This is a genomic window from Providencia sp. 2.29, from assembly GCF_015832305.1.
GTDB classification, from domain to species: Bacteria; Pseudomonadota; Gammaproteobacteria; order Enterobacterales; family Enterobacteriaceae; genus Providencia; species Providencia stuartii.
On record NZ_CP065420.1, the window covers coordinates 3,888,619 to 3,913,196 of the forward strand.

Below are 24,578 nucleotides of genomic sequence, written 5' to 3' on the forward strand. Positions count from 1 at the left end.
ATTTGTGCAGTAGATTACAGATAAAATGTTTTTTTATGACTATCATAAGAGCACTTATGAAAGAAATTGCTCGAAATTAAATTCGAATACTTTCGTTTTTATCACTCTATCAAGAATAAACACTCACAGTCTTTTATATAGAAATATAAGAGATAAGAGTAAATAACGATTAATAAGCCATCGGAGGCTATATGTTAAGCATTTTTAAGCCAGCACCTCATATATCGAGGTTGCCAGCAGAAAAGATAGATCCAGTCTATCGCCGACTACGCTGGCAAATCTTCATGGGAATTTTCTTTGGTTATGCAGCCTATTATTTGGTAAGAAAAAACTTCGCCTTAGCGATGCCTTACCTTGTTGAACAAGGCTTTTCCAAAGGCGATCTGGGCTTTGCATTATCAGGGATCTCTATCGCGTACGGTTTTTCTAAATTTATTATGGGGTCTGTATCAGACCGCTCTAACCCACGGGTATTCTTACCGGCAGGCCTAATCCTTGCCGCAGTCGTCATGCTCATCATGGGCTTTGTACCATGGGCAACCTCTAGCATCATGGTCATGTTCGCGTTGCTGTTCCTATGTGGTTGGTTCCAAGGTATGGGCTGGCCTCCTTGTGGTCGTACCATGGTTCACTGGTGGTCACAAAAAGAACGTGGAGGTATTGTTTCTGTTTGGAACTGTGCTCATAACGTAGGGGGTGGTATTCCTCCTCTACTATTTATGCTAGGTATGGCATGGTTCAACGATTGGAAAGCGGCTCTGTATATGCCAGCATTCGCAGCAATCCTTGTTGCAATGATTGCTTTTGCTCTCATGCGTGATACGCCGCAATCATGTGGTTTACCACCAATCGAAGAGTATAAAAATGACTATCCACCTGACTACAAAGAGTCAGATGAAAAAGAGTTAACGGCAAAAGAGATCTTCATGAAGTATGTGTTCCCGAACAAACTGTTATGGATGATCGCAATTGCTAACGTCTTTGTTTACCTATTACGTTACGGTGTGCTTGATTGGTCACCTACCTATCTACGTGAAGTGAAACACTTTGCAATGGATAAATCCTCTTGGGCCTATTTCCTATACGAATATGCAGGTATTCCGGGTACGTTGATCTGTGGTTGGATGTCGGACAAAGTGTTCCGTGGTAACCGCGGAGCAACAGGCGTCTTCTTCATGCTCTTAGTTACAATTGCTACGATTGTATTCTGGCTGAACCCTGCTGGTAACCCAAATGTTGATATGGCTTGTATGCTAATCATCGGCTTCTTAATCTACGGCCCTGTTATGTTGATTGGTCTACATGCCCTTGAACTTGCACCGAAAAAAGCAGCGGGGACTGCTGCTGGCTTTACGGGTCTATTTGGCTACCTTGGTGGCTCCGTTGCGGCAAGTGCTATCGTTGGTTATACCGTTGACTACTTCGGTTGGGATGGTGGCTTTGCCGTCATGATCGGTGGCTCTGCACTCGCTGTAGTTTTACTCTTTATTGTGATGATTAGCGAATCTAAACACAAACGTGAATTAGCGAAAATGAACTAACACTTCATTAAAGATTCACGTTAACGCACTAAGCTCTGGGCTATATCAAAAAACGATATAGCCCTTTTTTTACCAAAAAAGTGACAAGGAGATACAATCATGCACTTCCCATTAAAAACATTGGTGGCAAGTATGGTTTTAGTGATGTCAGCTTCAGCGGTGGCACAAGCCGCCGAGAAAGTCGTGATCGCACACCGTGGTGCCAGTGGTTATCTACCAGAACATACATTACCAGCAAAAGCGATGGCTTATGCGCAAGGCGCTGACTTTCTTGAACAAGATTTAGTCATGACTAAAGACAATGAGTTAGTAGTACTTCATGACCATTACCTTGATCGCGTGACAGACGTCGCTGAGCGTTTTCCTAATCGAGCACGTCAAGACGGCCGCTATTATGCTATCGACTTTACTCTTGATGAAATCAAATCATTAAAGTTCACTGAAGGGTTTGATATTGTCGATGGCAAGAAGGTTCAGAGCTACCCTAACCGCTTCCCCATGGGCAAATCTGATTTTCGGATCCATACCTTCCAAGAAGAAATCGAATTTGTTCAAGGTCTGAATAAATCGACAGGGAAAAATATTGGTATCTACCCTGAAATTAAAGCCCCTTGGTTCCACCAGCAAGAAGGCAAAGATATTACGAAAAAAACACTCGAAGTCTTGAAACAGTATGGTTATACCGATAAAAACTCGAATGTTTACCTTCAATGCTTTGATGCAAATGAACTCAAGCGTATTAAGAACACCTTAATGCCTGAAATGGGGATGAATTTAAAACTTATCCAGCTGATTGCCTACACTGACTGGAACGAAACACAAGAACAGAAACCAGATGGAACTTGGGTTAACTATAGTTATGATTGGATGTTTAAACCCGGCTCAATGAAGGAAGTCGCTAAATATGCAGATGGTATTGGTCCTGACTACCATATGTTGGTTAGTGAAGATTCAACACCTAACAATATTAAGCTAACGGGTATGGTAAAAGATGCCCATGCCAATAATATGGCAGTACACCCTTATACTATCCGGGTCGATAAATTGCCAAAATACGCTAAGGATGGACAACAACTCTTTGATATTATCTACAATCAAGCTGACGTAGATGGTGCATTCACTGATTTCCCTGACTTAGGTGTACAGTTTCTCCAAAAACAGAAACAGCATCCATAATCACTAAAAAGCAGATTGCAGCCCTTTGGCTGCAATCTACACTGTTAAGCGATTGTGACAGGGAAAGCAATCACATCACTGATCTTTTCAGCCTTTAACGCAATCATAATCAAACGATCGACGCCAAGAGCCACACCAGAGCACTCAGGTAAGCCATGGGTTAGCGCAGCAAGCAAATGCTCATCAATTGGATGAACAGGCAACCCCAAGGCTGCACGTCGACGGTTATCTTGCTCAAAACGCTGGCGTTGCTCTTTCGCGTCGGTTAATTCACGAAAGCCATTCGCCAATTCCATACCTTTAAAATAAACTTCAAAACGTTCTGCAACACGATGATCTTCAGTACTAATTTCTGCTAAAGATGCTTGAGTTGCAGGAAAATGATACACCACAACTGGTTTTTCTTTACCGATATGAGGCTCTACGCCCATCGTAAATAACAGTTGCAACAGTGTATCTTTATCTTCTTCGTGCTCAGCGACATTACTCAAATCCAACCGAGCAGCGACTTCTTTTAACTCGCTTTTTTCTGCCGAGAGAGGGTCGATATCTAAATGACGTAAAAAGGCTTGTTGATAAGAAAGTAATTCAGCACTTTCACAATCCAGCACCTGTTGAAGCAAGTCATCCACTTCATTAATTAAACGGTACATATCATAATGTGGGCGATACCATTCAAGCATCGTGAACTCAGGGTTGTGGTGTCTCCCTGCTTCCTCATTACGAAAACTACGACAGAGTTGGTAGATTGGTCCACTGCCCGCTGCCAATAAACGTTTCATGTGGTATTCGGGGCTGGTCATCAAATAGAGATCGATCCCTTGTGCTGCACCGGGCCCCACAAAGCGGGTATTAAAAGGTACAAGGTGAATATCTGTGATGGTCGCCTGACTCATGGCAGGAGTTTCAACCTCAAGCACACAGCGCTCTGTAAAAAAACGTCTAATTTCAGCGATGATTTTTGCTCGCTGTAGTAGGTTAGCGATGGGTGCGCTTGGCTGCCAGTCCGCTACTTCACTCATTAATATAACTCCAAAATAAACACAGTCGTGCAGTTTACTCACCTCTTGCCTGACAAACAATCCATTCGCACTAATCAAATGTAATTGATGTATAAGCTGCCGTAATAATCGCTGTAGACAAACAAAAATATAGCAAGGTGAGCGAAATAATGCGTGATTATCCTCGGCTTCAATCGATTAAGCAAAAAAACGTTTTTATACCATTAATCCTTAAGTCAACTTGAGAAAGCAATCATGATTATTTCTAATATGATGTTAACCTGATGTTATAAATGACATTCATTATTAATAAACAAATAGGTTATTATTTCGTGAAAGGAAACGTCAGAAATAACAGCACAAACATACTGTATTTAATTTTTGTGTAAATCTTTAGGACAAAAAATACAAGCTAACAACATTTTTGTTATTATTCTCTTTAGGCCAGTCGATTCCCAATCGTACAAATAGATTTCCCCTCCATCCATTTTGCTAAAGATGATGGTAATTATTTGAATTTATGTTTTTTTTACTCATCACCATACTTAAAATGCCACGCATGAAAAAACAATTAATAAAAACTTGGCATAGATCACACTTTATAGGCTAAATCACCTAAAACCCCCCTCTATATCAAATTTATCATGAGGACTATTCGCTATAATTCAAAGCATGATAAGTCATTATTAGCTATTATATTATTTACTATTAAAAAAGAGAGTTTTTGCAGTATCACATTACGTGGCACTGACAAGCAGATAGCTAAGTATCAAAAGTATTTAAAAGAATTTATCAATTTACACTTGAACAATGGAGAAGCGCAGTGCAAACCTTCAATGCCGATCTAGCGATTATCGGGGCCGGGGGCGCAGGCTTACGTGCAGCGATTGCTGCCGCAGAAGCAAATCCCAACATCAAGATTGCTCTGATCTCAAAAGTTTACCCTATGCGTAGCCATACCGTGGCTGCCGAGGGGGGATCAGCCGCAGTAACTCAGGCCCATGACTCCTATGACTATCATTTTAATGATACGGTTGCTGGTGGAGACTGGCTGTGTGAGCAAGATGTCGTCGAATATTTCGTCGAACACTGCCCAACAGAAATGACTCAACTGGAACTATGGGGCTGTCCATGGAGCCGTAAACCAGATGGTTCAGTTAACGTCCGTCGTTTTGGCGGTATGAAAATTGAACGTACATGGTTTGCAGCCGATAAAACTGGCTTCCATATGCTCCATACCCTCTTCCAAACCTCATTAAAATATCCTCAAATTCAACGCTTTGACGAACATTTTGTCCTAGATATCATCGTCGATGAAGGCCAAGTTCGCGGTCTTGTCGCACTCAACATGATGGAAGGCACAAAGGTTCAAATCCGTGCCAATTCTATCGTCATGGCAACTGGCGGTGCTGGACGTGTTTACCGCTATAATACTAATGGTGGTATTGTAACTGGTGATGGTATGGGCATGGCTTTCCGACATGGCGTACCACTGCGTGATATGGAGTTTGTTCAATATCACCCAACTGGCCTACCTGGTTCTGGTATCTTAATGACAGAAGGTTGCCGCGGCGAAGGCGGTATTCTTGTCAATAAAGATGGCTATCGCTATCTACAGGATTACGGAATGGGCCCCGAAACGCCACTCGGTAAACCTGAAAACAAATATATGGAACTCGGTCCTCGTGACAAAGTTTCACAAGCGTTCTGGCATGAATGGCGTGCTGGCCGCACAATTAGTACCCATCGTGGTGATGTTGTCTATCTAGATTTACGTCATCTTGGTGCAGAAAAACTACATGAACGCCTACCTTTCATTTGCGAACTAGCAAAAGCTTATGTCGGTGTTGACCCAGTCACTGATCCAATTCCTGTTCGTCCGACCGCTCACTATACGATGGGGGGTATCGAAACAGATCAAAACTGTGAAACTCGCATCAAAGGCTTATTTGCTGTTGGCGAATGTTCTTCTGTCGGTCTCCACGGTGCAAACCGTTTAGGCTCTAACTCATTAGCTGAGCTTGTTGTATTCGGTCGCTTAGCGGGTGAGCAAGCCGCAAAACATGCAGCAGAAGCAACCCCAGCGAATGCAAATGCTATTGAAGCACGTACTCGTGATATCGAAGATAATCTGAACAAACTTCTCAACCAAAAAGGTAAAGAAAGTTGGGCGAAAATCCGTGATGAAATGGGTATGTCAATGGAAGAAGGCTGCGGTATTTACCGTACCCCTGAATTAATGCAAAAAACCATTGATAAGATTGCAGAGTTGAAAGAGCGCTTTAAACACGTTGAAATTACCGACCATAGCAGCGTTTTCAATACCGATCTGTTGTATACCATTGAGCTTGGATTTGGCTTAGATGTTGCCGAATGTATGGCACACTCCGCACTCAATCGAAAAGAGTCTCGTGGTGCACACCAACGTCTCGACGAAGGCTGCACTGAACGTGATGATGTGAATTTCTTAAAACACACATTGGCATTCTATAACCCAGAAGGCGCACCTCGTCTTGAATACAGTGATGTGAAGATTACTAAATCTCAGCCAGCAAAACGTGTTTATGGTGCAGAAGCTGAAGCTCAAGAGAAGGCAAACAAGGAGCAAGCTAATGGATGATATGAAACACTTAAAAATGGAGATCATGCGCTACAATCCTGAAACGGATAATGAGCCCCATTTAGTGGCATATGATGTCCCTTATGATGAGCAAACCTCATTGCTGGATGCTTTAGGTTATATCAAAGATAACCTTGCGCCTGATCTGTCTTATCGCTGGTCTTGCCGTATGGCGATTTGTGGTTCTTGCGGCATGATGGTTGATAATGTTCCCAAACTAGCGTGCAAAACTTTCCTACGTGACTACCCTGAAGGGTTGAAGGTAGAACCGCTAGGCAACTTCCCGATCGAGCGTGATCTGGTGGTTGATATGACTCACTTTATTGAGCGCTTAGAAGCTATCAAGCCTTATATCATTGGTAACGATCGTAAGCCTTCAGAAGGTCCGAATAAGCAGACTCCGGCACAGATGGCAAAATACCATCAGTTCTCTGGATGCATTAACTGTGGCTTGTGCTATGCCGCTTGCCCACAATTCGGCCTGAATCCTGAATTTGTTGGTCCTGCTGCAATTACCTTGGCTGAGCGCTACAACTTAGATAACCGTGACCACGGAGCAAAAGAACGCATGCCATTATTGAACGGTGATAATGGTGTCTGGAGCTGTACATTTGTAGGCTACTGCTCTGAAGTCTGTCCTAAGCATGTTGACCCAGCAGCTGCAATCCAGCAAGCGAAAGCAGCCAGCGCGCAAGACTTTATTATCGCCATGCTGAAGCCACGATAAGGAGAATTGAAGTCATGACTACAAAACGTAAACCCTATGTAAGGGAAATGAAGGGCGACTGGTGGCAAAAGTTAGGTTTCTACCGCTTTTATATCGTACGTGAAAGTACCTCCGTTCTTCAGCTATGGTTTAGCCTTTTAGTGTTATTCGGCGTATTCGCATTAAAAGGTGGTCCAGAATCTTGGGCAAGCTTTGTTGGATTTTTAAGTAATCCAATCGTCATTATTATCAACATTATTACACTGGCTGCGACGCTCCTTCATACCACAACATGGTTTAATCTAGCTCCAAAAGCCGTCAGTATTATCGTTGGTGATAAAAAAATGTCACAAGAGCCAATTGTTAAAGGTTTTTGGGCATTAACGATCTTAGTTACGGCAGCGATTTTAGCGATCGCACTGCTATTTTAATCAACGGAGGATCTGATGAATCTAACGCCTAAACGTTCCGATGAACCGGTTTTCTGGGGATTATTTGGTGCCGGTGGTATGTGGAGTGCCATTGTTGGACCTGCTATCATCATTCTCTTGGGAATATTAATCCCATTAGGTGTTGCACCTGAAATGCTAAGCTATGAGCGTATTGTCGCATTCTGCCAAAGTTTTATCGGGCGTATTTTCTTACTGCTCATGATAATTCTACCAGTATGGTGTGCTATGCACCGTATTCACCACACACTGCACGACTTTAAAGTGCATGTCCCAGCATCAAAATGGGTATTTTATGGTGGTGCGGCGATTATTAGCGTGATCGCTATTATTGGTGTCATTGCTCTGTAACAGCTTTACTGATCCCTCATATGCCTCACCGCTATGAGGGATTTTTCATTATACTGCCTCTCATCTCCCTTTCTATTTCCACGTTATTAAGCCGCTCTCTGGCTACTGTAATGACCGTTTCTTTATCAAAACTAGCGATTTCAATAAATCTGCTATGGCATGAATGATTACCCTACATGGTGCTATCCAAACTAGATTTGGCGATACCTGTATTATCCACTATTGCGTAAATCAATATGTTCGACGCAACGGCTTAACCCAACACTAGGGTGTCCTATTGGCACTCAACATCTTGGGCTATTATTTTTCTCACCAATTCTCGGGAAATGGCCCAATAAATAAGAGCATCATCCTATTCTTTTGCTCCCTGTTACAGAGTCTCATTGATAACAGATGTAACAGCCTTCTCAACCTACTGAGAGATTTAATTAATAAGGTGCCGCATTCCTGTTAAGTTAATTGCTACATCTAGTATCGGCAAGATTACCAGACAATATTCACCTTATTCACCGTTTATGATTATCCCCATTTTTATGCTTACTTTTTTATGTTTGACTTGTTGTCTTGAATCAGCGAAAAATCAATAAAGAAGAAAAATAACATATCTGAGATATCACGTTAGTGTATTTCCCTCAATGATAAAACTGCTTTGATTATTACTGGTTGTGTTTTTTATCATGTAATGAATGGGTCAATTTTAATTATTAAAAAATAGAGAGGGGATCCCAATTTTAGACATTGAGATCCCCTCTATTTTATCAATAGATTTTTAATCATTTAGCAAAATGATTTAATTATCTAAAAAGTCTTTTCTCATTGGTACGAATATATCTAAAATTTCACCATTAGATAAACACTCACAGCGATGTTTCTCATTTGAAGGAATATAAACAACATCGCCTTCTCCAACTTCTTTAGTCACATGCCCCACTTGATATCTAAATTTCCCTTTGAGTATATAACTCATTTGTTCATGTGGATGAGCGTGTAAGTCACCTGATGTACCGGTTGTGAAAGATAATCTTGCTATCATCATATTTTCACTGCCAGGGAACAACTTACGTCGCGTACCTGAGGCAATGTTTTTTGCCTCTATTTCCTTATCGAAAATAAACATTATGACCTTAACTTTAAATAATATAGCTGTTTAATTTGATTTTTCTAACGATTCATTATCAGGCGTAATCGGCTTAATATTTCTTAACATCACTAAATAAACCAATGCCCCTATTGCACAAGCAATACCAGATACAATTAATGCCCAAATAAACGAACCGGTTGCTGCAATAATATATCCAGTCACAATAGGTCCTAAAATACCGCCACAGTTAGAAACAGCGCTTTGCATTCCACCTAAGACCGACGTCATATTTCGTGGTGCAACATCTCCTGGTAAAGACCATATTGCTGAGGCTGCAAATGCGAGTGCCGCATAAGATAAGCACAGTAAAAACATCATTAAAGTAACAGATTCAACTAACCCCGAAAATGCGATACTGGTTGCAATCAGCATGCCGCCCACAATCGGTAATTTACGAGCAAGGTTGATATTATTATATTTAATATACAGATAATCTGTCGTCCAACCACCCAGCCATTGACCTGCGATCCCACATAGTGGTGGTAACATGGCAGCAAATCCCATTTCTTCTAAACTCATGCCTCGTTCCATCATTAAATAAGCAGGGAACCAAGTAATAAAGAAATAAATGGCGTAGTCCAACATAAAGAAGCCGATACACATAGCTTGTACATTGCGATAACGGATCAACTGATACCACTTCATCGGCTGGATATTATCAATACCATCTTTTTTAATTTGCCCATCACGAATATAAGCAAGTTCTTCAGCACTAATTTTTGGGTGTTGTTCAGGATCGTGATATACCTTTAACCATGCAAAAACCCAGAGAATCCCTAATGCGCCGCAAATAATAAATGCTGATTCCCAGCCCCATTTTGCAATGATCCACACCACTAATGGCATTGCGAACGCTGTTCCAAACTTAGAACCACTATCAAATAATGCCGTTATTCTGCCGCGTTCACGATCTGGAAACCATTTTGCCGCAATACCACTATTACATGGATATGCTCCCGCTTCCCCCATTCCCATTAGAATTCGCGTGGAAATAAAACTCAGTGGTGTTTTGGCTAATGCTGTGGCGGCCGTTGCTAATGACCACCACAACACAGACCCTGCCAACGTTTTTCTTTGACCATATTTATCCGCAATAAAACCCGCTGGTATTTGGCATAATGCATAACTCAAGAAAAACGCCGACATTATCCATCCCATCATCTCTGGCGAAATTTGCAGTTCTTCTGAGATAGTCGGTGCTGCTGCAGACATAACAGTTCTATCTAAGTAATTAATAACAATCGCAAGCGTCATTAATATCGCTATCGAAAACCTTATTTTTGTACCTTTGTTCTTATTTTTCATCGTAACCATACCTTTTAATAAGGAGAGGAAACCAGATAGTGTTGTCACTATCTGGCTTATGTATATGAAGTTACTTAAACAAACGCTCTGGATTAACTGTGAATTTCGCTAATTTATCGATGTCTAGCTCAATACCAAGCCCCGGTAATTTTGGGATCGTTAAATACCCTTGCTCATCCACTTTAAATGGTGTTTTAACAATGCCATCAATATATTGGCTACCACCGATAAACTCGACAAAATCCACTTGTGGGAAGGCTGCTGCCATTTGTAAGTCGGCCGCCAGCCCCATTGCGGTATTCCAACCGTGTCCAACATACTTAACACCAAACTCATCAGCCAGCCATGCGATTCGACGTTGCTCTGAAATGCCGCCCACTTTCGTCACGTCAGGTTGAACAATATCGAATGCCCCCTGAGAGAGCCATGGTAAGAAAGATTGACGACGGGTTAACACTTCACCACCCGCAATCGGCACTGGGCTTTCTTTACGCAGCACTTTAAAGTCCTCAAGGTCATCCGGACGTAACGCTTCTTCAAACCAACCAACTTGATATTCCGCTAACATATGCGATGTTTGGATTGCCCATTTCAAGCCATTTGGCCAATATGCATCACTTGCGCCCGCATCAACTAACAAGTGTGATTCGTAACCTGCCGCATCCCTTGCTGCCTCAACAATTGCTCTATCTAATTTGGCATCATTGTTACGTCCAAATGGGCCCCAACCAATTTTAAATGCTTTAAAACCAAGCTTTTTATAATCAGAGATCACGTTGAACATCGTCTCTGGTTCTTCCATGAGTAAAGAGCAATACGGCTGTACTTTGGAACGATAATTACCGCCAAGTAACGTACTTACGGGGAGTCCTGTTGCTTTACCTAAAATGTCCCACAATGCAATATCAATGCCGCTAATCGTATGTGTTAACGTTCCCCCGCGCCCCATCCAAAATGTATTTTGTCTAAGTTTTTCAGACACTCTTTCTGGCTGTAATGCACTTTCACCAATACATAAAGATGCTAGTACAGGGATGGCGGCTTCAACTAAGCGACCATCAGTGAATACGCTGCCGTACCCCGTGATGCCAGCATCAGTGTGCACCGCAATAATGGCGTGGATCGAATCTTCTGGTTTGATTTCATTGGACCATCCCCCTTTTGGGCTCTCCCCAAATAAAGGCACGGCAACAATTTCAGTAATTTTTATATCTTCAAGCATGTTGTTCATGTCTTTTCCTTCTCTTGCTTAACTGAATTTGAAGCATTTAACAACATTGTAATATTGTATACAATATTCAATTGTTGAATATGTGATCCATTCTGGGTTTATCTCCCCCTCGAAAAAATATCGCAATAGTGGGTTTTTTATTGGTTTATTGCTGGCCAATGTGATAATTTTGATGCATTAAAGGCGCAATCAACTACCAATTAATTCTTTGATTAGTAACAAATTTAATAGGCTAAACATCATGACAGTTGGAAAAGGGCAACAATCGCAGAAAATCACCTCGCAAGAAGATTACTGGAAGCCAATCAAAGCAAGGACACTCACTGATGATGTGGTAGATAAAATTGTTGAGGCGGCAACCCGTGGATTTATCCTGCCAGGGGATCGCATTGTTGAAAAAGAAATTGCAGAAAAAATGAATGTCAGCCGTGTTCCTGTTAGAGAAGCCTTAAGAGTATTAGAAAGCCAAGGGATCGTGATTAATGAGCCATTTAAAGGCATTCGAATGGCCCCTGTTTCAGAAGAGAGGCTGGATGAACTGATCGAAGTCAGAATTCTATTAGAACGACAGGCTATTAAAACCTTTATCGCCAAAAATAAGCATTTAGATCCACAATCTATCGAACAGTTAAACCAGTGTATTGTGCAAATGGCGCGAGCAGCAAAATTAGCGGATAGCTATGAATTCTCGCTTTGTGACGTGAATTTCCACCGAACATTATGCCAATTAAGCGGTAACAATACCCTAACCGCATTATGGGAAAACGTCTCTAAGCAGTTGACCATTATCATTGGGATATCAACCTTTACCAAGCCTATGGAAGAAATTATTGATGAGCACAAAGTGCTATTAGATAAAATACGCTCAGGGGATCTCAATATTCTAGAAATTGAAATCAAAGAGCATATTCGCAATCAAAATAAAGAGATTAACTTCAATCAAGCTATTGATAAAAAAAGAGAACCCAAGTAAGTAAACCTAGCATAGCTTCCTGATAAAGAGGCAGTGTTAATGAGCACACAAGTGAAAACACCTAGCACCTAACCCGAAACAGAGCATGTTGACTAATGAATAAATGTCTCAGGGAAATTATTTCTACAGGATTTGGAAATATAACGGCGAATTTGGGATCTTCAACGTACTAAAGAACACAAACATCTAGTCTATATTTTTCGGTACATTTTCACTGATTGAAACTTTATCATCTCCCGTCAATACGGGCGCCTATTTGCCCCCGTATTGACGAGTATATTTATTTTAGCTTGAAACTTTTAAGCCAATTAAACCAATAATAATTAACCCAAGGCTAAGTAAGCGGAATATATTGGCTGATTCCCCCAAGAAAATAATCCCGACAATGGCCGTACCAACAGCACCTATACCTGTCCATATTGCATAAGCGGTTCCTGCGGGCAAATCACGCATTGCATAAGCTAATAACCCCATACTCGCAATAATCGCGACGATTGTAATAATACTTGGGGTAAGACGTGTAAAACCGTGAGTGTATTTTAGGCCAACGGCCCAAACAACTTCTAATAAACCGGCAAATAAGAGGATGATCCAAGCCATTGCTTTTCTCCCGAATGTAACCGGGGTCGTCCCCATTATTTAATTAACGTGTGCACTCATCCATATTTGGCTTACAGTATTGTCGACTAAGCCCGATTGTATCGGTTTATATGCTTCTATTGTCGTTCTACTGCACTTCAAACGGTTTAGAGTACATATTCAGGTCGTCCTGAAAACGTGAAGTGAAATATCATTATAAATCCTCAATTTCCCCAACTCAAGTAATAAAAAATAACAAATTAGCTGCAATCAACAATAGAAATTTACATATTTGTACTGTATTAAAATTTCTATCGCGAAATTATACAACCAGAGGTAGAGTAGAAAGCTTCACTTACGACAGCCATTGAGAGTAGCATGAGCTTCAAAGATATATTACTCGCCCTGTGTGTGGTTATCATTTGGGGTGTTAACTTCGTGATCATTAAGCTCGGCGTTACCGCGCTTCCACCATTATTATTAGGGGCATTGCGTTTTATATTCGTGGCATTTCCCGCTATTTTTTTCTTTAAACGCCCAAAGATCCCCTTCAAATTATTACTCTTATATGGGTTAACGATTAGCTTTGGTCAATTTGCTTTCCTCTTTTGTGCCATTCGTGTCGGTATGCCCGCTGGGGTCACATCCGTTATTTTACAATCCCAAGCCTTTTTCACCTTACTCTTAGGTGCCGTCATCTTAAAAGAATCTCTACAAGCCACCCATTTCATAGGAATGTTAATTGCCGTCGTTGGGCTAACAATATTGGCTAAAGGTGCAACAGCCGGCGGCTTGGATGATATTCCATTATTAGGATTAACTTTTACGCTAATCGCAGGGCTTTCATGGGCATGTGGTAATATCACCAATAGGATGATTATGCACAATCAGCAAGAGGAAAAATGCAGTGCACTCTCCTTGGTCAGTTGGAGTGCTCTTATCCCTATTATCCCTTTCTTAATAAGCTCATGGCTATTTGAAGGTGAAGAGGCCATTGTACAAGGCCTATCTGATTTTAATTGGCCAGTATTTGGCACCATCATTTACCTTGCTTATCTATCTACTTTTGTGGGTTATGGTTTGTGGGGTGTTCTATTAGGTCGCTATGAAGCTTGGCGGGTTGCTCCTTTTTCTCTGTTGGTGCCCGTATTCGGCCTAAGCAGCAGTGCATTATTCCTTGATGAGCATATAAATAGCATACAATTTGCTGGGTTGATACTCATCATGTTTGGGCTGATTATTACCTTATTTGGTAAAAAGCTCATCCAACGGATCAGAAGCCATTAAGCCAAACTAGGCAGGGTATAGACTTTCAAGCTCTGCCTATGATTTCGCTCTTTATATGCACCAACTACACCAGCGTATAATAGCAATATAAAGAAAATAAATAGCATTTCTCACAAATCAATCGCTTTCCCTCTAGCTGAAATCGAAATAAAATCCAGTTAACTGCTATTATTTAGTGATATTAATAACAGTTATGAAATTTATTTTTACTCACTGTTAGGTTTCACGTTTTAGCTATCTTGCCTTTCCGTTAACTCTAGCTATATGTGTCAGTAATCTGCAAATACAAAAATGCAAACGGCTTAATAATAAAACGGATGGGATGGCTATGGGTAAACAATTAATTTGGATTGTGCTAGCGATATTAGGCGCTTTTGCTCTCGGTTATATCGCATTAAATCGAGGCGAGCAAATTAATGCGCTATGGATCGTCGTTGCAGCGGTTTGTGTCTATTTAATCGCATATCGTTATTACGGACTGTTTATTGCTAAAAAGGTACTACAAGTCGATTCAACACGAATGACACCCTCTATCCGTCATAACGATGGCTTAGATTACGTTCCGACAGATAAAAAAATTCTCTTCGGTCACCATTTTGCAGCAATTGCAGGGGCAGGACCACTGGTAGGCCCGGTATTAGCTGCTCAAATGGGGTATCTGCCAGGCATGTTATGGCTGCTAGCAGGGGTCGTATTAGCGGGTGCGGTTCAAGATTTTATGGTGCTTTTTGTGTCGACTCGTCGAGATGGCCGCTCACTGGGTGAATTGGTTAAAGAAGAGATGGGGAATACTGCGGGCATCTTAGCCCTTATCGCTTGCTTTATGATTATGGTGATTATCCTTGCAGTGCTTGCGATGATCGTCGTCAAAGCCCTTACACACAGCCCATGGGGCACCTATACAGTCGCCTTTACCATTCCTCTTGCGATATTCATGGGAATATATACCCGTTATATTCGCCCTGGTCGTATTGGTGAAGTGTCTATTATTGGTCTGGTATTCCTTGTATTTGCAATTATTTCAGGTGGCTGGGTTGCCGAAAGTGAAACATGGGCACCGTATTTTGACTATACCGGTGTGCAACTGACATGGATGCTTGTTGGATATGGGTTTGTTGCCGCAGTTCTGCCTGTTTGGCTACTGCTGGCACCTCGCGATTACCTTTCTACCTTTTTAAAGATTGGTACCATCATCGGGTTAGCCATTGGTATTCTTATTTTAAACCCCAATTTAGAAATGCCAGCGCTGACCAAATATATTGATGGCACAGGCCCTGTCTGGGCAGGTGATCTGTTCCCGTTTTTATTTATTACTATTGCTTGTGGTGCTGTTTCTGGTTTCCATGCTTTAATTTCATCAGGAACAACCCCCAAAATGCTTGCGAATGAGAACCAAGCTTGCTTTATCGGCTATGGCGGCATGTTAATGGAATCGTTTGTCGCGATTATGGCATTGGTTGCCGCTTGTGTGATTGATCCCGGTGTCTATTTTGCCATGAACAGCCCTATGGCGATGTTAGCACCTGCAGGTACTGAAGATGTCGTCGCTTCGGCTGCACAAGTTGTCAGTAGCTGGGGCTTCCAAATAACACCTGAGCAGCTAACAAATATCGCCAATGAGGTCGGTGAAAACAGCATTATTTCTCGAGCAGGTGGAGCTCCAACACTGGCGGTAGGCATGGCCTATATCTTACACGGCGCCCTCGGCGGTTTAATGAATGTGTCGTTTTGGTATCACTTCGCTATCTTGTTTGAAGCGCTGTTTATTTTAACGGCTGTCGATGCGGGAACCCGTGCGGCACGCTTTATGCTACAAGATTTATTAGGCGTGATCTCACCTTCTTTGAAACGAACCGACTCACTTCCTGCAAACCTAATTGCAACAGCATTATGTGTACTTGCATGGGGGTATTTCCTTCATCAAGGTGTTGTTGACCCACTCGGTGGTATCAATACACTCTGGCCACTTTTTGGTATCGCAAACCAAATGCTAGCAGGTATGGCCTTAATGCTCTGTGCTGTAGTCCTGTTCAAAATGAAGCGTCAACGCTACGCATGGGTTGCTTTAGTGCCTACTGCGTGGTTGCTTATTTGTACAATGACCGCAGGATGGGAAAAAACATTCAGTGAAGATGCGCGCGTTGGTTTCCTCGCTGTAGCCAATAAATTCCAAGCAATGATTGATAGTGGAAATATCCCATCGCAATATACTGAGTCACAACTAACACAGTTGATTTTTAATAACCGTTTAGATGCTGGGTTAACAATTTTCTTTATGATCGTTGTCGTGCTACTCGCGATATTCTCAATCCGTACAGCATTAAAAGCATTGAAATCTTCTGAGCCAACAGCGAATGAAGTTCCATATGAACCAATGCCAGCTAACTATCAGGAAATTGTTGCGAATACACGCCATCACTAATTCATCGTGTATGGACAAGATACGCTTAGATTCAACGAAAACGAGCCACCTCATCCTATTTGTGGCTCGAGTTTTCAAATAACGCTCAAGCGCTCTAAAGTTAGAAGCGAAGTAAGGAGATTAAGATGTTTGGTTCACTCGGCAATGCGGCTCGTTACCTTGGGCAAGCAGCCAAAATGATGATTGGTGTGCCTGATTATGACAATTACGTTGCTCATATGCGACTTAATCATCCAGATCAAACACCAATGACATATGAAGAGTTCTTTAAAGAGCGCCAAGATGCTCGCTATGGTGGAAAAGGCGGGTTTAAGTGCTGTTAAATTCAGCTTCTCTTTTTGGGTAAAAAAAACCGTAATGTCTTACAACATTACGGTTTTTTAGCTTCAAGCAAACAGGTATTATTTCACGCGTGAAACGTATTCGCCTGAACGAGTATCAACTTTGATCACTTCACCAATCTGAACGAACAGAGGAACTTTAACCACTGCACCCGTGCTTAAAGTCGCTGGCTTACCGCCAGTACCCGCTGTATCACCTTTCAGACCTGGGTCAGTATCTGTGACTTCTAACTCAACAAAGTTAGGTGGAGTCACCGCGATTGGGCGGCCATTCCACAGAGTCAAGATACAATCAGCTTGGTCGATCAGCCATTTAGCGTTATCACCAACCGCTTTTTCGTCCGCTGCAAGCTGTTCGAAAGTTTCGTTGTTCATGAAATGCCAAAACTCACCGTCGTTATAAAGGTAAGTTAAGTTCATATCCATGACATCTGCGGCTTCGACAGAATCAGTAGACTTAAATGTTTTTTCCAACAGTTTGTTAGAAATCAGTTTACGAATACGAACACGTGCAAACGCTTGACCTTTACCCGGTTTAACGAATTCACTATCAAGAATTGCACAAGGTTCGCCATCTAACATGATTTTAAGACCTGAGCGGAATTCATTGGTACTATAAGTAGCCATGGAGATCCTCTAATTTATACACTAAAAATGGCATAGCCAAAAAATGGTCGATATTGTAACTCAAAATACCTCATCCAGAGAAGTCTGGATACAACAACTTGCTGAAGCAATCACTAATCCTGATGAATTGCTTCAAATACTGGGGCTAGAAAGCCATCAAGCATCGAAAGATGGCAACGACGCACGTAAATTATTTCCATTACGTGTACCAAGGCCGTTTATTTCGCGCATGAAAAAAGGCGATCCACAAGACCCTCTGCTATTGCAAGTATTAACTGCAAAAGCAGAATTTGATACCTATCCGGGGTTTTCTACAGATCCATTAGATGAACAAAATAATGCGATCCCCAGTTTACTCCACAAATATCACAACCGAGCATTGATGTTGGTGAAAGGGGGCTGTGCAGTAAACTGCCGTTACTGCTTCCGCCGACATTTTCCTTATGAAGATAATAAGGGAAACAAAAATAATTGGTTGATAGCTGTGGATTATATAAAAAACCACACTGAACTCAATGAAATCATCTTTTCAGGGGGTGATCCCTTGATGGCAAAAGACAGTGAACTGGATTGGTTAATTGGGCAACTCGAAGCGATCCCCCACATTAAGCGGCTGAGGATCCACTCTCGTTTACCTGTAGTGATCCCCGAACGCATTACCACTAACCTGTGTCAGCGACTTGCCCACTCACGTCTTCAAGTGATCATGGTAACGCATCTCAACCATGCTAATGAGATAGATGATCACTTTAAAGCCGCGATGCAAAAATTAAAAAATGCCGGCGTGACCTTACTCAATCAAAGCGTACTGTTACGTGGGGTGAACAATGATGCAGATACATTGGCGAATTTAAGTAATGCGCTATTTGATGCGGGTATCCTGCCGTATTACTTGCATGTTTTAGATAAGGTGCAAGGGGCTGCGCATTTCTTAGTGAGCGACCAAGAAGCTAGGTTGCTAATACAACAATTGCTTGGGAAGGTTTCTGGCTATTTGGTGCCAAAATTAGCACGGGAGATTGGCGGAGAGCCGAGTAAGACGTTACTCGACCTAAACCTAAGACAGTGCTGAAATAAAACGCCCGCATCGTCTATACGATCGGGCGTCAGATATTCATTTTAGGGGCACTTATAAACTTGGCCGACCATTTTACTATCAACTGGGATAAAACTAGAGAGGATAGTTTCACTTGGGCTAGTCGCACCAAAAATCACATTTCCGCCCATTGCGCCTGCTTTATTACGCAGATCATTTGCCGCGCCGCGCATAGAGCTTGATTCACTATTGACACCGCTCAACCAGTTGCTTTGAGTTCCTGTGACTTGACCAAGAAGCTGGCAATCACTTCCAGGTTGGTTTTCAACAAAACGAACTTGTGAGCCCGCCGCAGTTAAATTAGTTGTTGTCGAACAACCTGCTAAAAGTAGTAATGCAGCAGCACCAAGCAATACTTTAATACGCATGTTTTCCCTCATTTATCATAGTGTTTTTGCAGCTGGTTTGAGAACCACTCATTCCCTTCTTTGTTCAATATACCGTTGCTATTAACGGCATCATTGAATTGATCTTCATTAGCGCTACTAAATTATAGTCACTCGAGCGCCTATTTACAGCCAAAATTCGCCAGATCTATATTGAGAGATATGGATAACGGTTCAAAGTATCAACAAAGGCATGACCATAAAATTTGCCCACCCTCGTCAGCAAACAAAGCTTACCATAAAACGCGTATACTCTAAATAATTCGAAACATCACATGAAATATAAAGAGCCTATAACGCTTTCACCTTTGGTTACTCACCAAACCACCTTTTGCCTTACTCCAAATATAACCTGCCGCACGGTCTTTGCGCAAAAATAAATGCACAATTATACAATTAGCAAATTCAAGGGCTTTTACTCAAAATAAGCGTATCGAAATCTTTCGCGTCATTTTAGATTATCGATATTCTTCACTTTAGACATTCGGTCGGCCTACCATCAATCAACTCAAACATATTTATTCATATAAAAAACCGGTATTGTCGGTTAATACCAACAATACCGGTTAGAAGGCTTAACAGTTCTTATTGACTGTGTGAGCGTGATGCGGCCAATTGGCTTACATCATACCGCCCATTCCACCCATACCGCCCATGCCTGCAGCACCTAAATCAGGGCCTTCATCTTTAGGCATTTCAGTAATCATCGCTTCAGTTGTGATCATCAGACCAGCGATAGATGCAGCGAATTGCAATGCAGAACGAGTTACTTTAGTTGGATCCAAGATACCCATCTCGATCATATCACCATAAGTGTCAGTTGCTGCGTTGTAGCCTTCGTTGCCTTGAACTGCTTTAACTTTGTTAACAACAACAGAAGCTTCTTCACCTGCGTTAGTGACGATTTGACGCATTGGTGCTTCCATCGCACGCAGTGCAACGCGGATACCCACGTTTTGCTCTTCATTATCGCCTTTCAGTGAAGCCAGTTTAGCGGCAACACGTACCAGTGCAGTACCACCACCAGCAACAACACCTTCTTCAACCGCTGCGCGAGTTGCGTGCAGCGCATCGTCGACGCGAGCACGTTTTTCTTTCATTTCAACTTCAGTTGCCGCACCAACTTTAATTACAGCAACACCGCCAGCTAATTTAGCAACGCGCTCTTGCAGTTTTTCACGGTCATAATCAGAAGTTGATTCTTCGATTTGTTGACGAATTTGTGCAACACGACCTGCGATAGCAGACTCTTCACCAACACCATCAATGATAGTTGTTGTGTCTTTGTTGATGACGATACGTTTTGCTTGACCCAGATCTTCTAATGTCGCTTTTTCAAGCTCCATACCGATCTCTTCAGAGATAACAGTACCGTTAGTCAGGATAGCGATATCTTGCAGCATTGCTTTACGGCGATCACCGAAACCAGGTGCTTTAACCGCAGCAACTTTCACGATACCACGCATGGTGTTAACAACCAGTGTCGCAAGTGCTTCGCCTTCAACATCTTCAGCGATGATCAGAAGTGGTTTGCTCGCTTTAGCAACGCCTTCTAATACTGGCAGCAGTTCACGGATGTTAGATACTTTTTTATCAACTAACAGGATGAATGGGTTTTCCAGTTCAACAACACCCGTTTCTGGCTTGTTGATGAAATAAGGAGACAGGTAACCACGATCGAACTGCATACCTTCAACAACATCCAGTTCGTCTTCCAGACCAGTACCTTCTTCAACAGTGATAACGCCTTCTTTGCCGACTTTATCCATTGCTTCTGCAATTAACTTACCAACGGTTTCGTCAGAGTTTGCAGAAATTGTACCAACCTGTGCGATAGATTTAGAGTCTGAACATGGAACAGACAGTGCTTTCAGCTCTTCTACAGCTGCAACTACTGCTTTATCAATACCACGTTTCAGATCCATCGGGTTCATACCCGCTGCAACGGCTTTCAGACCTTCAGTAACAATAGCTTGCGCCAGAACTGTTGCAGTTGTTGTACCATCACCCGCTGCATCGTTAGCTTTAGAAGCAACTTCTTTCACCATCTGTGCGCCCATGTTCTCGAATTTATCTTCTAATTCGATTTCACGTGCAACAGAAACACCATCTTTAGTGATAACTGGTGAACCAAATGATTTATCAAGAACCACATTACGGCCTTTAGGGCCCAAAGTTACTTTAACTGCATCTGCTAGAATATTCACACCACGAAGCATTTTTACGCGTGCGTCATTACCAAATTTAACGTCTTTAGCTGCCATTATTTCTTTCCTTTAAATTCTTTTCGTTAGTTGAGAAGATCTAAGTGAAAATTACGCTTCAACAATCGCGAGGATGTCACTTTCTGACATGATCAGCACTTCTTCGTTGTCGATTTTTTCAGCTTTCACGCCATAACCGTCGTTAAAAATAACGATGTCGCCGACTTTCACATCCAACGCTTTGATTTCACCATTTTCAAGGATGCGACCATTACCAACGGCGAGGACCTCACCACGCGTAGATTTACCTGCTGCAGTGCCAGTCAGAACGATACCGCCTGCAGATTTTGATTCAACTTCTTTACGCTTGACGATAACACGGTCATGCAATGGACGAATTTTCATTAATAGTTCTCCTATAAATAAAGTCCACACTAGGTAAAAGGACGATACCAGTATGCCTAAATAAACCAGTACCATGTTTCAGCAGATTGGGGCTAATTGGAGTGACTTCAAGGGGGGAAGATAAAATTTTTTTGTTTTTACCTTCCCTATTTTAATGGGGGCTCTTACTTATAGCGGTTATCTTTTTCTGATTCGTTAGAATCATCGGATTTATCGAGTTTATATGATGGATCATCCTGTTTACGTTGGAATTCCCCTTCAAATGTATCCCCTTGTTGAAATGGATTGTTACGCCCTGCACTAAAACCATTTCCAGTTTGGGAAAAACGGATATGTGGAATCAAACGCATGACGAACAATTTTTGCACAGGAGGTAACAATAACAGCAAACCAATAAAGTCAGTAAAGAACCCTGGCAGGATTAATAAGAAGCCAGCAAGCACCAACGCAACACTTTTAATCATTTCTGCTGCGGGGCTTTCACCTGCTGCCATTTTTTGCTGGATCTGCATGACATTTTTCATTCCCTGATTTTTGACCAGAGAAATTCCCAAACAAGATGTCAACACAACCAGTATGAGTGTTGCCAATACCCCAATTTCTGAAGCAACACGAACGAATATGACGGACTCAATATAAATGAGAAGACATATCAATATTAGCGGTAACCAGCGCACAAGTTCTCCTTTATTTCAATCAGCTATCTCCTTCGTTCTTCTTATTGCTCAAGTATCGACCACTCTCTATTCGAGTCATGTTCTCAGAGAGTTTGCCACCTATTCACACCCAGAAGTTCGTTGGATATAGGTTAGTTCTCGCCTCTTGGAAAACCTTTGTGAACTGTATCTAAGAGACAAACAACAACATTCGCTTTTTCACATAGTATAGACATAATGATGGAGGTCACTATAACGCTTTTCAACTCATGGAGATTTCTAATTTTTTTGGTTTCATCTGTGAGTATGTTCACATATTTTGAAATCTGTTTCATAAATCAAACTATATAGTGATCTAGGTTCAAGGTAATCATTAAAGAACCGCATATCATCTACTCATAAATCAGTAGATCATCATGCTGATAATGGAGTAACAGGTGTTTAACACCTAGAATGTTTTGTTTTACGGTATATATTTTTTAAAAGCGCATAATAGACAGTAACTGTAATCTAATTAAGAAGGTTCTCATGTCAAACAATACTCGTATCGAAGAAGACCTGTTAGGTCAGAAAGAAGTCCCATCTGATGCCTATTACGGTGTTCATACTCTGCGTGCGATTGAAAACTTTTATATCAGCGACCGCACCATTAACGACGTGCCAGAATTTATTCGCGGCATGGTAATGGTTAAAAAAGCGGCAGCAATGGCGAACAAAGAACTTCACACTATTCCACGTAACATTGCAGATACCATTATCAAAGCATGTGATGTTGTACTGGATACCGGTAAATGCATGGACCAGTTCCCTGTTGACGTATTCCAAGGTGGTGCAGGTACATCACTAAACATGAATACCAACGAAGTCCTTGCAAACATTGGTCTTGAACTGATGGGTCATAAAAAAGGTGAATATGAATACCTAAATCCTAATGACCACTTAAATAAAAGTCAGTCAACCAACGATGCCTATCCGACAGGTTTCCGTATCGCCGTATACAACTCCGTTGTAAAACTGATTGAATCGGTTGAATACCTGAAAAAAGGTTTTGAGAAAAAAGCAGAAGAATACAAAGACATTCTGAAAATGGGCCGTACCCAATTGCAGGATGCTGTACCAATGACCGTTGGTCAAGAATTCCATGCCTTTGCAACGCTCTTAAAAGAAGAAGAGAAAAACCTAAAACGTAGTATTGAATTACTGTTAGAAGTGAACTTAGGTGCAACGGCAATCGGTACAGGTTTGAATACTGCGCCGGGCTACCAAAAATTGGCTGTTGAGAAATTAGCAGAAGTGACTGGCTTACCTTGTGTACCGGCAGAAGACCTGATTGAAGCGACATCTGACTGTGGTGCATACATCACCGTTCACGCTGGCCTAAAACGCCTTGCCGTTAAGCTATCTAAAATTTGTAATGACTTGCGCTTACTGTCTTCTGGCCCACGTGCAGGCCTCAAAGAGATCAATCTGCCTGAATTACAAGCAGGTTCTTCAATTATGCCAGCAAAAGTTAACCCAGTTATTCCTGAAGTGGTTAACCAAGCTTGTTTCAAAGTTATCGGTAACGATGTTTGTGTTACAATGGCAGCTGAAGCGGGTCAGCTACAGTTGAACGTAATGGAGCCAGCTATCGGTCAAGCGATGTTTGAATCCATTTCTCTGATGAACAATGCGTGCCGTAACTTAGTTGAAAAATGCATTAACGGTATCACAGTGAACAAAGAAATCTGTGAAGCGTTTGTTTTTAACTCTATCGGTATTGTTACTTACCTGAACCCATTCATTGGTCACCATAATGGTGATATCGTAGGTAAGATCTGTGCTGAAACAGGCAAGAGTGTCCGTGAAGTCGTTCTGGAGCGCGGCCTACTGACCGAAGAGCAGCTGGATGATATTTTCTCTGTTGAGAACCTAAAACACCCAGCTTATAAAGCGAAAAGATTTGATGACTAATCGTTTATGCTAACCATAAATAACTCTTAAAAATCAAGGCACGCCTCTCCTTCGGAAAGCGTGCCTTTTTAGTTTTATGCACACACAAAAAATTAACACTACAGTTTCATATTTTTAATTTTAAATTT

At 41.7% G+C, this 24,578-nt stretch carries 22 protein-coding genes; 12 read left to right on the forward strand and 10 right to left on the reverse strand.

Features of this window, described 5'->3' with window-relative positions:
• Positions 1 to 191 precede the first annotated feature (191 nt).
• Both glpT and glpQ read left to right on the forward strand, forming a co-directional pair.
• Positions 192 to 1,541, forward strand: a complete 1,350-nt coding sequence (gene glpT / locus I3B46_RS18345; protein ID WP_004925781.1) for a glycerol-3-phosphate transporter — start codon at positions 192 to 194, stop codon at positions 1,539 to 1,541.
• A gap of 99 nt (positions 1,542 to 1,640) precedes the next feature.
• Entirely contained in the window at positions 1,641 to 2,717 is a 1,077-nt protein-coding gene (gene glpQ / locus I3B46_RS18350; protein ID WP_036942962.1) for a glycerophosphodiester phosphodiesterase, read from the forward strand.
• A gap of 44 nt (positions 2,718 to 2,761) precedes the next feature.
• Here glpQ and epmA read toward each other — a convergent pair whose 3' ends face one another.
• The gene (gene epmA / locus I3B46_RS18355; RefSeq protein ID WP_004925785.1) at positions 2,762 to 3,739 is read right to left on the reverse strand and encodes an elongation factor P--(R)-beta-lysine ligase; all 978 of its coding nucleotides are present in this window, start codon (positions 3,737 to 3,739) and stop codon (positions 2,762 to 2,764) included.
• Positions 3,740 to 4,541: 802 nt separating this feature from the next.
• Here epmA and frdA point away from each other — a divergent pair.
• From frdA to frdD, 4 genes are read left to right on the forward strand one after another with little or no spacing between them, the layout of a single operon-like run.
• Complete coding sequence (gene frdA, locus I3B46_RS18360; protein ID WP_004925792.1) at positions 4,542 to 6,338, forward strand: fumarate reductase (quinol) flavoprotein subunit; 1,797 nt, start codon at positions 4,542 to 4,544, stop codon at positions 6,336 to 6,338.
• Positions 6,331 to 7,065: a succinate dehydrogenase/fumarate reductase iron-sulfur subunit gene (locus I3B46_RS18365; RefSeq protein ID WP_014657515.1), complete on the forward strand. Its 735-nt coding sequence runs from the start codon at positions 6,331 to 6,333 to the stop codon at positions 7,063 to 7,065. Before frdA ends, I3B46_RS18365 begins: the two co-directional genes overlap by 8 nt.
• A gap of 14 nt (positions 7,066 to 7,079) precedes the next feature.
• A complete protein-coding gene (frdC, locus tag I3B46_RS18370; RefSeq protein ID WP_004925800.1) occupies positions 7,080 to 7,475 on the forward strand; it encodes a fumarate reductase subunit FrdC in 396 nt (131 codons plus the stop codon).
• 15 nt (positions 7,476 to 7,490) lie between these two features.
• Positions 7,491 to 7,844 (forward strand): fumarate reductase subunit FrdD, encoded by a 354-nt coding sequence (gene frdD, locus I3B46_RS18375; protein ID WP_004925804.1) that lies wholly within the window; start codon positions 7,491 to 7,493, stop codon positions 7,842 to 7,844.
• Between the two features lie 790 nt (positions 7,845 to 8,634).
• Here frdD and I3B46_RS18380 read toward each other — a convergent pair.
• The 3 genes from I3B46_RS18380 to I3B46_RS18390 all read right to left on the reverse strand — a co-directional run bounded on the left by I3B46_RS18380 (position 8,635) and on the right by I3B46_RS18390 (position 11,521).
• The gene (locus I3B46_RS18380) at positions 8,635 to 8,961 is read right to left on the reverse strand and encodes a cupin domain-containing protein (RefSeq protein WP_060560751.1); all 327 of its coding nucleotides are present in this window, start codon (positions 8,959 to 8,961) and stop codon (positions 8,635 to 8,637) included.
• A 30-nt stretch (positions 8,962 to 8,991) separates the two neighbouring features.
• On the reverse strand, positions 8,992 to 10,290 hold the full coding sequence (locus I3B46_RS18385) for an MFS transporter (RefSeq protein WP_104873199.1): 1,299 nt from the start codon (positions 10,288 to 10,290) through the stop codon (positions 8,992 to 8,994).
• Positions 10,291 to 10,360: 70 nt separating this feature from the next.
• The gene (locus I3B46_RS18390) at positions 10,361 to 11,521 is read right to left on the reverse strand and encodes a mandelate racemase/muconate lactonizing enzyme family protein (RefSeq protein ID WP_004925816.1); all 1,161 of its coding nucleotides are present in this window, start codon (positions 11,519 to 11,521) and stop codon (positions 10,361 to 10,363) included.
• Positions 11,522 to 11,762: 241 nt separating this feature from the next.
• On the opposite strand from I3B46_RS18390, the gene I3B46_RS18395 reads away from it, so the two are divergent.
• Positions 11,763 to 12,494, forward strand: coding sequence for a GntR family transcriptional regulator (locus I3B46_RS18395; protein ID WP_004925825.1), 732 nt, complete (start codon positions 11,763 to 11,765; stop codon positions 12,492 to 12,494).
• Between the two features lie 285 nt (positions 12,495 to 12,779).
• Here I3B46_RS18395 and sugE read toward each other — a convergent pair whose 3' ends face one another.
• Entirely contained in the window at positions 12,780 to 13,094 is a 315-nt protein-coding gene (gene sugE / locus I3B46_RS18400; protein ID WP_014657512.1) for a quaternary ammonium compound efflux SMR transporter SugE, read from the reverse strand.
• A 357-nt stretch (positions 13,095 to 13,451) separates the two neighbouring features.
• On the opposite strand from sugE, the gene I3B46_RS18405 reads away from it, so the two are divergent.
• From I3B46_RS18405 to I3B46_RS18415, 3 genes are all read left to right on the forward strand, one after another.
• The gene (locus tag I3B46_RS18405; RefSeq protein WP_053109823.1) at positions 13,452 to 14,360 is read left to right on the forward strand and encodes an EamA family transporter; all 909 of its coding nucleotides are present in this window, start codon (positions 13,452 to 13,454) and stop codon (positions 14,358 to 14,360) included.
• Between the two features lie 328 nt (positions 14,361 to 14,688).
• Positions 14,689 to 16,782, forward strand: coding sequence for a pyruvate/proton symporter CstA (gene cstA, locus I3B46_RS18410; RefSeq protein WP_014657510.1), 2,094 nt, complete (start codon positions 14,689 to 14,691; stop codon positions 16,780 to 16,782).
• Positions 16,783 to 16,907: 125 nt separating this feature from the next.
• On the forward strand, positions 16,908 to 17,105 hold the full coding sequence (locus I3B46_RS18415; protein WP_004925837.1) for a YbdD/YjiX family protein: 198 nt from the start codon (positions 16,908 to 16,910) through the stop codon (positions 17,103 to 17,105).
• A 78-nt stretch (positions 17,106 to 17,183) separates the two neighbouring features.
• Here the strand turns inward: I3B46_RS18415 and efp are convergent, their stop codons facing one another.
• Positions 17,184 to 17,750 (reverse strand): elongation factor P, encoded by a 567-nt coding sequence (gene efp / locus I3B46_RS18420; RefSeq protein WP_004925840.1) that lies wholly within the window; start codon positions 17,748 to 17,750, stop codon positions 17,184 to 17,186.
• A 43-nt stretch (positions 17,751 to 17,793) separates the two neighbouring features.
• Here efp and epmB point away from each other — a divergent pair, with 43 nt between their 5' ends.
• Positions 17,794 to 18,822, forward strand: coding sequence for an EF-P beta-lysylation protein EpmB (gene epmB / locus I3B46_RS18425; RefSeq protein ID WP_004925842.1), 1,029 nt, complete (start codon positions 17,794 to 17,796; stop codon positions 18,820 to 18,822).
• A 47-nt stretch (positions 18,823 to 18,869) separates the two neighbouring features.
• Here the strand turns inward: epmB and I3B46_RS18430 are convergent, their stop codons facing one another.
• From I3B46_RS18430 to I3B46_RS18445, 4 genes are all read right to left on the reverse strand, one after another.
• On the reverse strand, positions 18,870 to 19,214 hold the full coding sequence (locus I3B46_RS18430) for a DUF4156 domain-containing protein (protein ID WP_014657509.1): 345 nt from the start codon (positions 19,212 to 19,214) through the stop codon (positions 18,870 to 18,872).
• A gap of 638 nt (positions 19,215 to 19,852) precedes the next feature.
• Positions 19,853 to 21,496 (reverse strand): chaperonin GroEL, encoded by a 1,644-nt coding sequence (groL, locus tag I3B46_RS18435; RefSeq protein WP_004925846.1) that lies wholly within the window; start codon positions 21,494 to 21,496, stop codon positions 19,853 to 19,855.
• A gap of 51 nt (positions 21,497 to 21,547) precedes the next feature.
• The gene (locus I3B46_RS18440) at positions 21,548 to 21,841 is read right to left on the reverse strand and encodes a co-chaperone GroES (protein ID WP_008914587.1); all 294 of its coding nucleotides are present in this window, start codon (positions 21,839 to 21,841) and stop codon (positions 21,548 to 21,550) included.
• A 164-nt stretch (positions 21,842 to 22,005) separates the two neighbouring features.
• Positions 22,006 to 22,518, reverse strand: coding sequence for an FxsA family protein (locus I3B46_RS18445; protein ID WP_004925855.1), 513 nt, complete (start codon positions 22,516 to 22,518; stop codon positions 22,006 to 22,008).
• 507 nt (positions 22,519 to 23,025) lie between these two features.
• On the opposite strand from I3B46_RS18445, the gene aspA reads away from it, so the two are divergent.
• Positions 23,026 to 24,450 (forward strand): aspartate ammonia-lyase, encoded by a 1,425-nt coding sequence (gene aspA, locus I3B46_RS18450; RefSeq protein ID WP_004925857.1) that lies wholly within the window; start codon positions 23,026 to 23,028, stop codon positions 24,448 to 24,450.
• Positions 24,451 to 24,578 lie beyond the last annotated feature (128 nt).